Source organism: Streptomyces sp. SID5785, from assembly GCF_009870065.1.
GTDB lineage: Bacteria > Actinomycetota > Actinomycetes > Streptomycetales > Streptomycetaceae > Streptomyces.
The window spans coordinates 1-15,295 of sequence record NZ_WWIA01000500.1; the positions used below are offsets into that span (position 1 = coordinate 1).

The 15,295-nt window shown below is 74.4% G+C and carries 14 protein-coding genes and 1 riboswitch; of the genes, 7 read left to right on the top strand and 7 right to left on the bottom strand.

Annotation, left to right across the window (positions count from 1 at the left end; all coding sequences use genetic code 11):
* The first annotated feature begins 30 nt into the window (after nt 1-30).
* The 5 genes from GTW43_RS16305 to GTW43_RS16325 are packed head-to-tail and all read left to right on the top strand — an operon-like array spanning nt 31 to nt 3,790.
* Nucleotides 31-528, top strand: a complete 498-nt coding sequence (locus tag GTW43_RS16305; RefSeq protein WP_161302757.1) for a hypothetical protein — start codon at nt 31-33, stop codon at nt 526-528.
* Complete coding sequence (locus GTW43_RS16310) at nt 525-1,193, top strand: hypothetical protein (RefSeq protein ID WP_343246029.1); 669 nt, start codon at nt 525-527, stop codon at nt 1,191-1,193. The genes GTW43_RS16305 and GTW43_RS16310 overlap by 4 nt, the downstream gene beginning before the upstream one ends.
* A gap of 17 nt (nt 1,194-1,210) precedes the next feature.
* A complete protein-coding gene (locus GTW43_RS16315) occupies nt 1,211-1,738 on the top strand; it encodes a hypothetical protein (RefSeq protein WP_161302768.1) in 528 nt (175 codons plus the stop codon).
* 32 nt (nt 1,739-1,770) lie between these two features.
* Nucleotides 1,771-2,496 carry a hypothetical protein gene (locus GTW43_RS16320; protein ID WP_161302758.1) on the top strand — a complete coding sequence of 242 codons (726 nt, stop codon included), beginning with the start codon at nt 1,771-1,773 and terminating at the stop codon, nt 2,494-2,496.
* A gap of 43 nt (nt 2,497-2,539) precedes the next feature.
* Nucleotides 2,540-3,790, top strand: a complete 1,251-nt coding sequence (locus tag GTW43_RS16325) for a lytic murein transglycosylase (protein ID WP_161302759.1) — start codon at nt 2,540-2,542, stop codon at nt 3,788-3,790.
* On the opposite strand, the gene GTW43_RS16330 is transcribed toward GTW43_RS16325, so the two are convergent.
* Together GTW43_RS16330 and GTW43_RS16335 are read right to left on the bottom strand one after the other, a co-directional pair.
* On the bottom strand, nt 3,764-5,392 hold the full coding sequence (locus GTW43_RS16330) for a hypothetical protein (RefSeq protein ID WP_161302760.1): 1,629 nt from the start codon (nt 5,390-5,392) through the stop codon (nt 3,764-3,766). The two genes, GTW43_RS16325 and GTW43_RS16330, sit on opposite strands and share 27 nt — an antisense overlap.
* A 44-nt stretch (nt 5,393-5,436) precedes the next feature.
* Entirely contained in the window at nt 5,437-6,687 is a 1,251-nt protein-coding gene (locus GTW43_RS16335) for a cytochrome P450 (protein ID WP_161302761.1), read from the bottom strand.
* 247 nt (nt 6,688-6,934) lie between these two features.
* On the opposite strand from GTW43_RS16335, the gene GTW43_RS16340 reads away from it, so the two are divergent.
* Both GTW43_RS16340 and GTW43_RS16345 read left to right on the top strand, forming a co-directional pair.
* Nucleotides 6,935-8,104 carry a steroid 3-ketoacyl-CoA thiolase gene (locus tag GTW43_RS16340; RefSeq protein ID WP_161302762.1) on the top strand — a complete coding sequence of 390 codons (1,170 nt, stop codon included), beginning with the start codon at nt 6,935-6,937 and terminating at the stop codon, nt 8,102-8,104.
* A 106-nt stretch (nt 8,105-8,210) separates the two neighbouring features.
* The gene (locus GTW43_RS16345) at nt 8,211-9,521 is read left to right on the top strand and encodes an alpha/beta hydrolase (RefSeq protein ID WP_161302763.1); all 1,311 of its coding nucleotides are present in this window, start codon (nt 8,211-8,213) and stop codon (nt 9,519-9,521) included.
* Here the strand turns inward: GTW43_RS16345 and GTW43_RS16350 are convergent.
* Genes GTW43_RS16350 through GTW43_RS16370 form a run of 5 tightly spaced genes read right to left on the bottom strand, consistent with a single transcriptional unit; the run spans nt 9,518 to nt 15,107 of the window.
* On the bottom strand, nt 9,518-10,408 hold the full coding sequence (locus GTW43_RS16350) for an ECF transporter S component (RefSeq protein WP_237536625.1): 891 nt from the start codon (nt 10,406-10,408) through the stop codon (nt 9,518-9,520). The two genes, GTW43_RS16345 and GTW43_RS16350, sit on opposite strands and share 4 nt — an antisense overlap.
* Nucleotides 10,405-12,072 (bottom strand): ABC transporter ATP-binding protein, encoded by a 1,668-nt coding sequence (locus GTW43_RS16355; RefSeq protein WP_161302764.1) that lies wholly within the window; start codon nt 12,070-12,072, stop codon nt 10,405-10,407. Before GTW43_RS16355 ends, GTW43_RS16350 begins: the two co-directional genes overlap by 4 nt.
* The gene (locus GTW43_RS16360; RefSeq protein WP_161302765.1) at nt 12,069-13,208 is read right to left on the bottom strand and encodes a CbiQ family ECF transporter T component; all 1,140 of its coding nucleotides are present in this window, start codon (nt 13,206-13,208) and stop codon (nt 12,069-12,071) included. The genes GTW43_RS16355 and GTW43_RS16360 overlap by 4 nt, the downstream gene beginning before the upstream one ends.
* Before the next feature lie 10 nt (nt 13,209-13,218).
* Nucleotides 13,219-13,851, bottom strand: a complete 633-nt coding sequence (locus tag GTW43_RS16365; RefSeq protein ID WP_202501514.1) for an SCO2322 family protein — start codon at nt 13,849-13,851, stop codon at nt 13,219-13,221.
* A gap of 26 nt (nt 13,852-13,877) precedes the next feature.
* Nucleotides 13,878-15,107 carry a prenyltransferase/squalene oxidase repeat-containing protein gene (locus GTW43_RS16370; protein ID WP_161302767.1) on the bottom strand — a complete coding sequence of 410 codons (1,230 nt, stop codon included), beginning with the start codon at nt 15,105-15,107 and terminating at the stop codon, nt 13,878-13,880.
* Nucleotides 15,108-15,220: 113 nt separating this feature from the next.
* Nucleotides 15,221-15,272, bottom strand: a riboswitch (cobalamin riboswitch).
* Nucleotides 15,273-15,295 lie beyond the last annotated feature (23 nt).

Genomic DNA, 15,295 nt, shown 5'->3' on the forward strand with positions numbered 1-15,295 from the left:
GCTCGGCCTGACCGGGACGGGGGACGGCTCGTGAGGCGGGTCCTCGCGGGGGTGGGACTCGCCGCGGCCGTCGCCCTGTGCGGGGCGGGCACCTGGTCCTACGCCCAGGCACGCACCGACGACGATCTCGCGTACGCGCGCGCCCGGGACGCCGCGCTCGACGACGGCCGCGCCGCCGTCGCCACGCTGTCCACGCTGGACGCGTCGTCGGCGGCCCGCGCCAAGTCCGGCATCGGCACCTGGAAGTCGGTCACCTCGGGCCCGCTCCACACCGAGCTCGGCAAGCTGTCCCCGGCGGCCGGGGCGTCCTCGCGCGGCATCGTCACCGATGCCGCGGTCACCGCGCTCGACGACCACGCGGGCACCGCCAAGCTCATCGCCACGCTGCGCGTCGAGACGACCCCGAAGGGCGCGAAGTCCCCGACGACGGACCGCAAACGCCTGGAGGCGACGCTCGACCGGGCGGAGGACGGGACATGGAAGGTACGCGCCCTGAACGCGATCCCGGTGACGGGGGTGACGAAGTGAGCCGCACCGAGACGGACGCGACGGCCGACCCGACGGCCGACCCGACGGCCGACCCGACGGCGGAGCCCGAGCCGGAGGCCGCCGAGCCGGACACCGCACCCGGGCTCGATGCCGACGCACCGGACGGCGCCGAGGAGAGCGCGGACCAGGCAGCCCGCGGGCTGCGGGGCCGCCTCGGCGGGATCGCGGTGCTCGTCACCGCGGTCGTGCTGGCCCTCGCCGGCGGCCTGCTCCTCCAGCAGGCGCACGCGCTGCGCAGCACCGACGGCGCCCGCAACCACGCCCTGACCGACGCCGCCGCCACCGCCCGGGTGAACGGGGACGTCAGCAGCGCTCTCGCCAAGGTGTTCTCGTACACGCCCGACGGCACCGACGCCACCGTGCGCTCCGCGCGCGGCGCCCTGTCGGGGCGCGCCGCCGAGCAGTACGCCCAGCTCTTCGCCCGGGTCAGGGCGCAGGTGCGGGACCAGAAGGTGACGCTGTCGACGCAGGCCGTGCGGGTCGGCACCGTCAGCCTGCGCGGCCGCACCGCGCACCTGCTCGTCTTCCTCGACCAGACCGCCACGCGCGGTTCCAAGAAACCCACGACGTCCGCCGCCCAGCTGTCCGTCACCGCTGAACTGCGCGCGGACGTCTGGCGGATCGTCGACATCAAGGCGCGTTGACCGTGAAAGGGACCCGGATGGACCGCATCGGCCGGCCGCTGCTGCTCGCGGCGCTCGCCCTGACCCTCGTCGCCGCCGCCTTCGCCGCCTGGGGCGGCTGGTCCTGGTACGGCGCCGCCCACGACGACACCGCCTCCTACGCCACCGCCCGCGACAACGCCCTGGAGGCGGGGGAGCAGGCCGTGCAGAACCTCAACACCCTCGACCACAAGAAGCTCGCCGACGGCCTCGACCTCTGGGAGACCTCCACCACGGGGGCGCTGCACACTCAACTCGTCGACGGCCGCTCGGCGTTCGAGAAGCAGGTACGCGAGGCGAAGACGGTCAGCACCGCGAAGGTCCTCGACGGCGCGCTCACCGAACTCGACGCGCGGGCGGGCAAGGCCCGCGTCCTGGTCGCCCTGCGCGTCACCGTCACCGCGTCCGGCGGCAAGTCCTCCGAGAAGGACAGCCGGATGCTCGGCGAACTCACCCGCACCGACGGCCACTGGAAGCTCAGCGCGCTCGGCCAGGCCCCGGTCGGCGACACCGCGACGACCGACTGACCGACCCCCCGAACCGACGGGAGCGGACCCCGATGTCCACCACGCGCCACACCACCCGCCACCACCTCAACCGGCAGCGCCGTCTCGCCGCCGTGCCCGCCCCGGAGCGCACCGAGCCGCCGGCCCCGGTGCGGACGCCGGTGCGCGAACGCCCTGCCAAGGCCGAGGCCAAGGCCGAGGGCAAGGCCGAGGCCGAGGGCAGGCGGGCGGCGGCGGCCGCTGCCACGCGCCGCGTCCCCCGCGTCCCCCGTCTCTTCGTCGTGCTCTGCGCGCTGACCCTGCTGCTCGGCGCCTTCGCGGGCTGGGCGTTCAGCCGGGCGCAGAGCCTGCACGACGGGGCCGCACTGCAGAACACGGCGCTCTCCGACCCGGCCCGGACCAGCAAGGTCAAGGGTGAGGCGGAGCGCGCGGTGAACGCGCTGTTCTCGTACGACCAGGCCGATCCGGGGGCGTCGGAGAAGGCCGCCGACCGGCTGCTCACCGGCAAGGCGGTCGAGCAGCACCGCACGCTGCTCGCGCCGGTCCTCGCGCAGGCGAAGAAGCAGAAGACGGTCGTCACCACGACGGTCACCGACAGCGCGGTGGAGCGGATCGACGGCCATCGCGCCCGGGTCCTGGTGTTCGCCGACCAGAGCAGCGCGGGCACCGCCGCGAAGGCGGACGCCGCCGCCGCTTACGCCGGAGCCATGCTCGCCGTCGACCTCGTCGAGAAGGGCGGCACCTGGCGGGTGTCCGGCATCGACACGTTCGGCAGCTGACCCGCACCCCGACCACCGCACGCGACGAACGAAAGGGCCCGACATGCGCAGCCCGCGTATCCGACGCCGCAGCCCGCGCCGCGCCATCCGGCTGAGCCGGGGCCTGCGTGGCACGGCCGTGGCCGTCGCCGCCACCGCTCTGCTCACCGCCTCCCAGGCCCCGGACCTGCTCCGCAGCGCGGGCCACGAGGACCGGGCCGACCGGAGCGACCCGTTCGCCGTGCTCGACGAGCCGCTGCCACCGGTCGCCTCCCAGGGCGACGGCTCGTACCACACCGAACTGCCGCCGCTGAAGGCGCAGGACACGCCGGGCGGCACCACGCCCCCCGCACAGAAGGTGCGGGCCGAGGCGGGCATCCCGGCGTCCGTGCTCGCCGCGTACCGGCGCGCGGAGAAGACGCTGGGCCGCACCGACCCGGGCTGCCGGCTGCCCTGGCAGCTGCTCGCCGGGATCGGCAAGGTGGAGTCGGGGCAGGCGCGCGGAGGTGACGTCGACGCCCACGGCACGACCCGTCACCGGATCACCGGACCGGCGCTGAACGGCGACGGGTTCGCCCTGATCCGCGACACCGAGAACGGCGCCTGGGACGGTGACGCCGTCTACGACCGGGCCGTCGGCCCCATGCAGTTCCTGCCCGGCACCTGGCGCCGCTGGGGCGCGGACGGGAACGGCGACGGCCGCGCCGACCCCAACAACATCTTCGACGCGGCCCTCGGCGCCGGGAACTACCTGTGCGCGGGCGGCCGCGACCTCGGCACCCCGGGCGGCCTGGAGCGCGGCATCCTCAGCTACAACTACTCGCGGGACTACCTGCGGCTCGTCCTGTACTGGATGGAGTTCTACCGCAGCGGCGTGCACACGGTGCCGGACGGCACCGGCGTCGTGCCGGTCAGCCCCGGCGCCGGGTCGAAGACGCCCGCGACGAAGCCGGTCGACGACGACAAGGGCGGCAAGGGCGGTGGCGGCGGCATCGTCATCGGTCCCACCCCGACGAAGACCCCGGGGACCCCGAAGCCGTCCGGTGACCCGACGGGCTCGCCCGACCCGAGCCCCGGCCCCTCCGACAGCGGCACCCCGCCCACCGATCCGCCCACGACGGACCCGGCGACCGATCCGCCCACCGATCCGCCGGTCACCGACGACCCGAGCGACGGGCCCACCGACCCGGGCACCCCGAGCGACTGCCCGTCCGACAGCGCGGACCCGGACGAGAGCCCGAGCCCCTCGGACACCCCGACGGACCCGGCGGACCCGGAGGACGGCGCGTCACCCTGCGCCACACCGGGCGTCTGAGCCGGGCGGCCCCGCGGGCGCCGCGGGGCCCGGGCCCCAGCCGGACCCGACCCGGTAGGTGCCCGCCGCGGGCGCGGTCAGCTCGGTGAACTCGCCGCGCTGCCGCACCCGCAGACACCCGTGCGCGGAGCGCAGCCACGGCGAGTACGCGACGCGCAGCGTCGCCGTGCCCGCCCGCGCGAAGCGGACCGTGACCCGCGCCCCGTCCGAACGGACCACGGACGCGGGCGCGGACACCAGCGGCACCGCCGCCCGCACCCGGTAGATCCGCCAGTGCGCGTCGCGCCACACCGGCCGGAGATAGCCGGTGCCGGCGCGCACCAGGGCGGCCTCCTGCTCGGCGAACCCGTCGGGCTTCCCCTCCGGGAGCACCACGAACCCGACGGCCCACCGGTCCAGCCAGGCCCGGTAGGAGGCCGCGGAGAACGTGCCGTCGTAGAAGAGCCGGCCGCGCTCGACGTCCAGCTGACGGTTCCAGCCGCGCGCCATGTTCACGTGCGGGGCGAGGGCGGTCGCCTCGCGGTGGTTGCGGGCGGGGACGACCTCGACGCGGGTGCGGTCGGCGCCGAGCCGCTCCAGTGCGGTGACGACCCCGTGCGTGCGCGCGGCCCATGCCGGTATCCGCGTCGACACCCGCAGGTCGTCCACCGTCTTCTGCCCGATCCACACCGAGGACCAGACGAGCGCCGCCGCCAGGACGAGCACCTGCACGCGGCGCAGCCCCGGGGTGCGGGCGGCGGCCAGGAACACGGCGGGTGCGGCGAGTTCGGCGAGCCGCTCCACGTTGGTGCCGACGGGGGAGGGCACGAGGTACGTGAGCACGGTGCCCACGGCGTACACGGCCGCCGCCCACCGGGCCGTGCGCCAGCGGGCGGGCCCGGCCACGACCAGAGCGAGCGAGAACAGCACCGGCGGCCAGATCCGGCCGACCGGCATCAACTGCTCGCCGTGGAAGGGGAAGAGCAGCGTCGTCGCCCCGACCACGACGGCCGGCGGCACCAGGAGTGCCGCGGCCCGCGCCCACTGCCGCGCGGGCAGCCACGCGGCGCCGACGACCGTGAGGAAGAGACCGGCGACCGGGGAGGCCAGCGTGGCGAGCGCCGCGCACACCGCGCCGGGCACCCACCGGGGGCGGCCGGTCAGGGCCACGCACGCGCCGAGCCCGCACGCGACGCCCAGCGCGAAGGTGGTGCGGCCCGACGCCACGTTGCACCACAGGGCCAGCGACAGGAGCACCGCGGGAAGCACCGGGCGGCGCACCCCGCAGCGCACGATCAGGACGGCGCCCAGCCAGGACGCGCCGAGTCCGGACAGCACGGTCAGCGGCCGCACTCCGGTCCAGGCCATCACGTAGGGGGAGAGGACCGAGTAGTTGGCGGTGTGCATGCCGCCGTACCAGAACAGGTTGTACGCGGATCCGCCGTGGTCCGCGGCGAACCGGGCCCAGGCCTGCTGCGCCGCGAGGTCGCCGCCGCCCGTGGCGAGGAACAGCGCCCACACCACGTACAGCGGCAGGACGGGCACCGTCGCCCACAGGGCCGCCCGGTGGCGGACGGCCGGACCGGTGAGCCGGATTGCGAGAGACGAGTCGACCGTGGCCACGGAGCTTGATCCTAGGCCGTGTCCGGGCGGGCCGGTGGGCGGATTCAGGAGGTCGGGACCGACACCCGCAGTTCCTTGACGCCGTTGAGCCAGGCCGCGCGCAGCCGTCGCGGGTCCCCGGCGAGCCGCAGGTCGGGGAGGGCGTCCGCGAGGGCGTTGAAGATCAGGTCGATCTCGAGGACCGCGAGGGACTTGCCGAGGCAGAAGTGCGGTCCGCCGCCGCCGAATCCGAGGTGCGGGTTCGGGTCGCGGGTGATGTCGAAGGCGTCCGGGTCGGCGAAGACCTCGGGGTCGTGGTTGGCGGAGGAGTAGAAGATGCCGACCCGGTCGCCCGCCCTGATCTTCTGCCCGCCGAGCTCGGTGTCCTGGGTCGCGGTGCGCTGGAAGGAGACGACGGGGGTGGCCCAGCGCACGATCTCCTCGGCGGCGGTGTCCGGCCGCTCGCGCTTGTAGAGCTCCCACTGGGCGGGGTGGGTGAGGAAGGCGTGCATGCCGTGCGTGATGGCGTTGCGCGTGGTCTCGTTGCCCGCGACGGCCAGCAGGATGACGAAGAAGCCGAACTCGTCGGAGGACAGGTTGCCCTGGTCCTCGGCGGCGACCAGCTGGCTGACGATGTCCTTGGCCGGGCACTCCTTGCGCGCGGCCGCCAGGTTCATCGCGTACGAGACGATCTCCATGGCCGCCTCGGCGCCGACCTCCTCGGTGATCGCGTACTCCGGATCGTCGTACGCCACCATCTTGTTGGACCAGTCGAAGACCTTGGAGCGGTCCTCCTGGGCGATGCCGATCAGCTCCGCGATGGCCTGGAGCGGCAGTTCCACGGCGACGTCGGTGACGAAGTCGAACGAGCCGTCGCGCTCGGCCCGTTCCACCGCCTTGGCCACGATGTCCCCGGCCCGGGCGCGCAGGGTGTCCTCGAGCGAGCGGATGGCGCGCGGGGTGAAGCCGCGCTGCACGATCTGCCGCACCCGGGTGTGCTCGGGCGGGTCCATGTTCAGCATGATCAGCTTCTGCACCTCGATCTGGTCGCGCTGGATCGAGGAGTTGAAACGGATGACGGCGGTGTTGACGTTGGAGGAGTAGATCTCCGGGTGAGTGGAGACGTATTTGACGTCCGCGTGCCGGGTCACCGCCCAGTAGCCCGCGTCCGCGAATCCCGATATCCCGGGCTCCTGCGGAATCCAGCGAACCGGTTCGGCCTGCCGCAGCTGGGCGAACTCCGGGTAGGGCACACGGTCTTGCAGCAGATCGGGGTCCGTGAAGTCGAACCCGTCGGGCAGCGCGGGGCACGGCATGGGGTCACTCCCGAAGTCGTCCTGACTCGTTGCGGGCTCGGGTCTGACGACCCGTCAGTTCTGGCTGGAAAGGTAATAACGGGTTCTAGAAGTGGCAAGGCCCGTGGAGGTGTCGGTTCGGTGCGATGTCCGTGCACGCCCCTTGCGTACCCGGGGTAATCGCATCGAGACTGCACGGAGAACTGGTACTCGTTCTAGTTTTTGGCGTCTTCTGTTGGTCCGGGAATGCGTGGAGAGGACGAAGGTCATGGCAGCGGAGCCCGTCATCGTCGAAGCCGTACGTACCCCGATCGGCAAGCGCGGTGGCGCGCTGGCCAATCTCCATCCCGCGTATCTCCTCGGCGAGACCTACCGGGAACTCCTCGGCCGCACCGGCATCCACGCGGACTGCGTCGAGCAGATCGTCGGCGGCACCGTCACCCACGCCGGCGAGCAGTCCATGAACCCGGCCCGCACCGCCTGGCTCACCATGGGCCTGCCCTACGAGACTGCGGCGACCACCGTCGACTGCCAATGCGGCTCCTCCCAGCAGGCCTCGCACATGACCGCCAACATGATCGCCGCCGGGGTCATCGACGTCGGCATCTCCTGCGGCGTCGAGGCCATGTCACGCGTCCCGCTCGGCTCCGGCTCCAAGCACGGCCCCGGCAAGCCGTTCCCCGACGAGTGGAACGTGGACCTGCCCAACCAGTTCGAGGCCGCCGAGCGCATCGCCCGCCGCCGCGGACTCACCCGGGAGAACGTCGACTCCCTCGGCCTCATCTCGCAGGAGCGGGCCGCCGCGGCCTGGGCCGAGGAGCGCTTCAAGCGCGAGACGTTCGCCGTCCAGGTGCCCACCACCGAGGACGAACAGGCCGCGGGGCAGGGCATGTGGCGGCTCGTCGACCGCGACGAGGGCCTGCGGGACACCACCATGGACGGCCTCGCGGGCCTCAAGCCCGTCATGCCGACCGCCGTCCACACCGCGGGCAACTCCTCCCAGATCTCCGACGGCGCCTGCGCCGTCCTGTGGGCCTCCAAGCGCATGGCCCGCGCCCTCAAGCTCAAGCCGCGCGCCCGCATCGTCGCCCAGGCGCTCGTCGGCTCCGACCCGCACTACCACCTCGACGGACCGGTCGACGCGACCCGCGCCGTCCTCGGCAAGGCCGGCATGTCCCTCAAGGACATCGACCTCGTCGAGATCAACGAGGCCTTCGCGTCGGTCGTCCTCAGCTGGGCCCAGGTCTTCGAACAGGACCTGGAGAAGGTCAACGTGAACGGCGGCGCGATCGCCCTCGGCCACCCCGTCGGCGCCACCGGGGCCCGGCTCATCACGACGGCCCTGCACGAACTCGAGCGCCGCGACAAGGAGTTCGCCCTCATCACCATGTGCGCGGGCGGCGCGCTCGCCACCGGCACGATCATCCAGCGCCTCTGACCGTGCCGCGGGGGATGCCCCCTGGTCCGGGGTGGTCCTAGGTCCACCCCCGGTCAGGGGGCGGCTCGGATGTCCCGGCCCGCACCCCGAAACCTACGGTCGTGGCATGACCCAGAGCACGCACAACTCCCTTGCCGGCCACGCCGTTTCGCGCCGCCGCCGGGGCCTCGCCGCCGTCGCCGCCCTGCTCCTGGCCGGCGGTCTCGCCGCCCCCGCGGCGGCCGTGGCCGACGGCTCGCCGGCCGCCGCGCAGCACCACCGCACCACGGACCGGCGCGGCTCCCTCCTGTCCGTCACCCCGCTCGCCGCGCTCGACCGCGCCGGGGTCCAGCGGTGGCTCACCGCACAGGACATGGACACCAGCCGCGTCCGGCACGGCGTCCGCGCCTACCGGCTCACCTACCGCACCGTCGACCCGTACGGCCGCCCCACCACCGCGACCGGGCTGCTGACCCTGCCGACCGGCGGACCCCACCGCCTCGACATCGTCTCCGACACCCACGGCACCATGGTCCACCGCGACTACGCGCCCTCCGTCACCACCGACTTCGGCCGCGTCCCCTCCTACCTCAACGCCGCCGCGGGCCGCGCCGTCGCCGCCCCCGACTACCTCGGCCTCGGCAAGGGGCCCGGCCGCCACCCGTACATGGACACGGCCTCCTCCGTCACCGCCTCCCTCGACATGCTGCGCGCCGCCCGGCACGCCGCCGCCGGGCTCGGCCGCCCGCTCACCGGCGACGTCTACGCCACCGGCTTCTCCCAGGGCGGCCAGGTCGCCATGGCCCTCGGCAAGGCCCTGGAGGACGACTCGCCGGGGCGCGAGCGCCCGTTCAGACTCCGCGCCCTCGCCCCGGTCTCCGGCCCCTACGACCTGTCGGGCCAGGAGATCCCGGCCCTCTTCGACGGCCGCGTCAACGACACCAGCGGCCTCTTCTACACCGCGTACTTCCTCGTCGCCCAGAACCGGCTGCACCCGCTCTACCGGGACCCCGCCGAGGCCTTCCGCGCCCCCTACGCCGACCGCGTCGAGGCGCTGTTCGACGGCGAGCACGAGGAGGAGGACATCATCGCCGCCCTCCCGCCCACCGCGAAGGAGCTCCTCACCCCCGCCTTCTGGGCCCGGATGCAGCACCCCACGGGCGCCCTCGAGAAGACGCTGGAGGCCAACGACACGGCCTGCGCCTGGAAGCCGTCCGCCCCGGTCCGTCTGTACGCGGCGTCCGGCGACACCGACGTCCCGATCGGCAACGCCCGCAGCTGCGCCGACCGGCTCGCGGCCCGCGGCGCCGTCGCCCCGGTCCTCGACCAGGGCGACACGGACCACTTCGGCGGCTACAAGGCGTCCGCCCCGCAGGTCACCCGCTGGTTCGACGAGATCTCCCGGCACGACCGGAACGACCGGGGTGAGCGCTCCTAACTCCCGCCCGCGGGCGGCGCGGAGCGCGGAGCGTCGCCGTCGGGGGCGACCGGGGTCTCGATGGCGACCGGCCCCTCGAAGGCGACCGGGGCCTCGAACGCGGCCCGCCGCGTCGCCCGCCGCAGCGCCTTCAGGACCGCGCCGCCCACCACCAGCGTCAGCACCACGGTCAGCGCCGCCCGCCCCAGGTCCCAGCCCAGCGACGTCGCCACGCAGTACGCCAGGAACCGGGCCAGGTTCTCGTGCAGCGCCGCGTCCGGCCGGTACGAGACCGACGAGGCCAGGGCGTTCATGAACGGCCAGCCCGCCAGGTTCATCAGCGTCCCGTACGCGAACGCCGCCACGAAGCCGTACGCCGCCAGCATCACCCGCTCGGCCCGGCCGCGCAGCCGGTGCGGGCCCGGCAGCAGCCCGGCGCCCATCGTGAACCAGCCCATCGACAGCATCTGGAACGGCATCCACGGCCCGACCCCGCCGGTCAGCAGCGCCGACGCGAACATGCTCAACGAGCCGAGCACGAAACCGAACCCGGGCCCCAGCACCCGCCCGCTCAGCACCATCAGGAAGAACATCGGCTCCAGCCCCGCCGTGCCCGCCCCGATCGGCCGGAGCGCCGCACCGGCCGCGGCCAGGACCCCGAGCATCGCGACCGCCTTCGGCCCCATCCCGGACTCCGAGATCGTCGCCGCGACCACCGCGACGAGCAGCACGAGCAGCCCCGCGAAGAGCCACGGGGCGTCCTGCGCATGGGCGTTCACCTGCGACCCCGGGCCCGTGATCAGCGGCCAGCCGATCGCCGCGATCCCCACGGCGCCGACCAGCAGCAGCGCCGCCACCGACCGCGGTCCCAGCCGCACCGCCCGCACCTGCCGGCCGGCGCCGCTCATGCCAGCGCCTCCTCGACCTGCGCGACGGTCAGCCACTCCTGCGGAGCGAGGATCTTCGCGACCTGCGGGGCGAACGACGGGGACGACACGACGATCTCCGGGGTCGGCCCGTCCGCGACGATCTCGCCGTCCGCCAGGATCGCGACCCGGTCGGTCAGCTCGGCGGCCAGCTCCACGTCGTGCGTGGCCATGAGCACCGCGTGCCCGGCGTCGGCGAGCCGCCGCAGGATCGCGACCAGCCGGCCCTTCGCCGCGTAGTCCAGTCCCCGGGTCGGCTCGTCGAGCAGCAGCAGGGGAGGGGCGGCGGTCAGCACGATCGCCAGCGCGAGCGTGAGCCGCTGTCCCTCGGACAGGTCGCGGGGATGGGTGGCGTCGTCGATCCCGGGCAGCAGCTCGGTCAGCAGTCCCCGGCAGGTCCCGGGCTCGGCGCCCGCGTCCTGGTCGGCGGCCACGCACTCGGCCCCCACGGTGTCCGCGCACAGCAGATCGCGCGGCTCCTGCGGCACGAGCCCCACCGTCCGGATCAGCTCGCGCGGCTGCACCCGCCGGGGGTCCATCCCGCCGACCCGCACGTCCCCCGCGCCGACCTTCACCATCCCGACCAACGCGCCAAGCAGTGTGGATTTCCCGGCCCCGTTGCGCCCCATGAGCGCGACGATCTCACCCCCACGCACCTCCAGATCCACCCACCGGAGCACCTCGGCCCGCCCCCGCCGGACCCCGAGCTTCCGAACGGATACGGCGGCCTCCACCTTGTCGGAATCGGCCCGCACCGAGCGCCGCACCCGGGGCGCGCGGGGAACTGCGTGACCAGCCACGACGGACCCGCGCCCCGCATCGGACCCCGAACCGGCAAGACGTTCCCGCAGACCCGCAGCCGACCGCCGCGCATCCCGAACCGTGAGCGGCAGAGGAGACCACCCCGCGACCCGCCCCAACCCCACCACGGGCGGAAACACCGGCGACACAGCCATGACCGAGGCCGGGTCCCCGACCACCAACGGCTCCCCGAGCCCCCCGAGCAGCGCCACCTGATCCGCGTACTGCACCACCCGCTCCAACCGGTGCTCGGCCATCAGCACGGTCGTCCCCAGGTCGTGCACGAGCCGCTGGAGCACGGACAGCACCTCCTCCGCCGCCGCCGGATCCAGCGCGGAGGTCGGTTCGTCGAGCACCAGCACCCGCGGATGCGGGGTGAGCACGGACCCGATCGCGACCCGCTGCATCTGCCCGCCCGACAGTGTCGAGATCGGCCGGTCCCGCAGCTCGACGAGGCCCAGCAGGTCGAGCGTCTCCTCGACCCGCCGCCGCATCACCGGCGGGGCAAGACCCAGCGACTCCATCCCGTACGCCAGCTCGTCCTCGACCGTGTCGGTCACGAAGTGGGCGAGCGGATCCTGCCCCACCGTGCCGACGACGTCCGCGAGTTCACGCGGCTTGTGCGTCCGGGTGTCGCGCCCGGCGACCGTCACCCGGCCCGCGAGCGTTCCCCCGGTGAAGTGCGGCACGAGCCCGCTCACCGCGCCGAGCAGCGTCGACTTGCCGACCCCGGACGGGCCGGCGAGCAGCATCAGCTCACCCTCCGGCACCTCCAGACCGATGCCGCGCACCGTCGGCCCCGCGGCCCCGTCGTACGTCACCGAGACGTCCTCGAAGCGGATCATGACGAGGCCTCCACAGATCGGGCCGGTGCAGCGGCACGGGGGACGGGTACGGGCGCGACGAACGCCGGGAGCAGCCCGGCCAGCACCCCCGCCGCCGGCCACAGCGGCAGCGCGGGCATGCTCAGCGGCACCACGGACGGCTGGAGCGACGCGGGGTCCCGCACCCCGCTGACGATCATCACGGCCGCGGCGACGGCCCCGGACCCGGCGATCAGCCAGGCCCGCACCCCCCACACGTCGGGCCGGTACCGGGTGCGCACCGAGCGACGGCCGCCCAGCCGGAGACCGGCGAGCGCGGCGGCGACCCCGCCGAGCAGGACCGGCAGCCCGTACCCGGCGCCGGACGCGGCGAGCAGCCCGTACGTACCCGCGCACACGCCGATCAGCCCGCCGAGCGTCAGGACGGCCGTGGCCCGGCGCACGCCCCGCGGCACCTCGGCGGTGCGCCCGTAGCCGCGGGCGTCCATCGCCGCGGCCAGTGCCACGGACCGCTCGAGCGCGCCCTCGAGGACCGGGAGCCCCACCTGGAGCAGTCCGCGCAGCCCGCTGTCCGGCCGTCCGCGCAGCCGCCGCGCGGCCCGCAGCCGGCGCACGTCCGCGATCAGGTTCGGTGCGAAGGTCATCGCGACGACGACGGCGACGCCCGCCTCGTACAGGGCGCCGGGCAGCGACTTGAGGAGCCGGGACGGGGACGCGAGCGCGTTGGCCGCGCCGACGCAGATCAGCAGCGTGGCCAGCTTCAGTCCGTCGTACAGCGCGAAGACGAGCCCCTCGGCGCTGACCCGCCCGCCGACCCGCACGCCCTGCGCCCAGTCCGGCAGCGGCAGCTCGGGCAGCGTCACCAGGACGTGCGTCCCCGGGATCGGCGAGCCGAGGACCACCGCGAAGACCAGCCGGATGCCGAGCACGGCCAGCGCCAGCTTCACGAACGCCCCGTACGAGTGCGCCCACGGCGCCTCGGTGCGGCGCGCGGCGACCACGTAGCCGGCCACACCGACCAGCAGCGCGAGCAGCAGCGGGTTCGTGGTGCGGGACGCGGCCGTGCCGAGGCCGAGCGCCCAGATCCACCAGGCGCCCGGGTGCACGGAACGGGAGCGGTGCGCGTGCGGCGCCCGCAGGGTCCGGCGGGAGTACATCGCCGCGGGCTCAGCCGCGCCGGCGGCGGGCCTGCCACACGGCGCCCACCCCGAGCACGGCGACCACGGCGACCCCCGCGATCACGCCGACGGACGGCCCGGACGAACCGGAGGAACCGGACGCGTCGGGTGTGCCGGAGGGCTCGGCGGACGCCGGCCGCTCGCCGGACACCTGCTCGCCGCAGCCCGTGGACGGGTACCCGGCGATCGCGCACAGCAGCGCGTTGCTGTTGTAGCGCAGCGGCGTCGCGACCGCGGCGAGCGCGTCCGCGCTGGTCGCGTCCTCGCCGACGCGGGCGCACTCCTGCCGGGCCTTCGGCGGGGTGTCACCGGCGCGCGGCGCGTCCTTCGCCGTGCCGAAGTCGATGACGAGCGCGACGCGCTTCGTCCCGGACTTCGCGGGCGTGTCCTCGCAGATCGCGGCGAAGTCCGCGGTACCGCGCGGCTGCGTCGCGTCCTCGGAGTCGGCGCTGACCGCGAACCGGAACCCCTGCACGTCGCCGTCGGACGGCCTGGTCTGGGAGGGACCCGCCGTCGCGTACGTCCACGCCGAACCGTCCCGCTCCCAGAACGACCAGTACCGGTACCCGGCCGCCTGCGCGGGGGCGACGGCCAGCCCCAGCAGCGCCACGAGCAGCGCCAGGGCGAACCCCGCGCGGTGGCCGCGGGTCACAGCTGCTGCTTCTTCCGGCCGCTCAGCAGGAACCCGGCGCCCACGGCGGCGATGAACATCACGCCGACGATCCACCAGGTGCCGAGGCCGCCGCTCTTGTCGTCGGAGTCGGAGTCCTTCTTCTTCGCCGCGGAGTCGCCGTCCGCCCCGGCGGGCGCCGGACCGGTCTTGCCGAGGGCCGCGACCAGGTCCGTACCGCCGAAGTCGCGCGGGTCGTTGCCGGTGGCGTGCGCGGCGAAGATCAGCTGCGCGTAGGCGGCGGGGCCGGACTGCTTCGCCCAGTCGCCCGCGTTCTTCTCCAGCCAGGCGTACGGGTCCTTCGTGTACTTGACGCCCTCGGCGGCGGCGACGGCGGTCACCGCGTCGGCCGTGTTCCCGTAGTCGGGCTGGTCCTTCGCACCGGCCAGCTCGGACTTCAGGTAGAGGTGGGTGGAGAGCTGGTTCTGCAGGTACACGGCGCCGTTGTGGGCGAGATCCGCGGGCTTCGTGCCGTCCGTGCAGGTGTACGCGTCCGGGGTGTCGCCCTTGTCCGGGGCGAACCCGGCGCCGAGCGAGGCGGTGGTCGCGGCGGCGGTCGCGTCCGCGTTCGCCGCGAGCTCGCCCTTCTTGTCCGGCTGGTAGGCGAACGCGCCGCCGTCCTTGCCGTTCTTCGCGCAGGGCAGGGCGAGCGCGGCCAGCGCGTCGTAGGGCGCCTTGCCGGACTTCTGCACGTCCGCGGGCTTCGCGCCGGTGGCGGCGAGGGCGCCGATCACGACCGAGGTCGAGTTCGCGTCGCTGGGGCCGCCCGGGTTGTAGCCCCAGCCGCCGTCCGCGTTCTGGTTCTTCTTCAGCCAGGAGACGGCCTTGCCGACGGTGTCGTCGTGCCCGCCGAGCGCGGCCAGGGCCTGCACGGCGGCCGCGGTGCTGTTGCTGTCGACGACCGTCTTCGCGTCGCACTTCGTGCCCGGGTCCGCGCGGAACGCGGCGAAGCCGCCGTCGGCGCACTGCTGGCCGGTCAGCCAGTCCACGGCCTTGGCGGCGGGCTTCACCCCGACGGTGTCCTGCGCGACGAACGCGAGGGACTGCCGCCACACGCCGTCGTACGTCGGATCGCTCGTGCCGTACAGACCCGACGGCACGACGACCTTCGGCGACGGGGAGGCACTGTCCGCGACCGCTGCGGGCGCGAGCGCGCCGCCGATCACGACGGACGCGGCGACGAGCGCGGCGCTGCGGCGAATGTTCATGGTGGGGCGGGTGCCTCTCCCTGCGGGGGGCCGGGAGGCACGGCACGCGTCGGCGCCGGGCGGCTCCGGCTCCGTGTGCCTCGACGGTTCCGAGCCGATCACTACGGGTGTGAGGCATTCCGGCTCTACGGCTGCGGGTCAGCGCCGGACTCCCACCGGCTTCCCCTCACACGCGCACAATGACGACC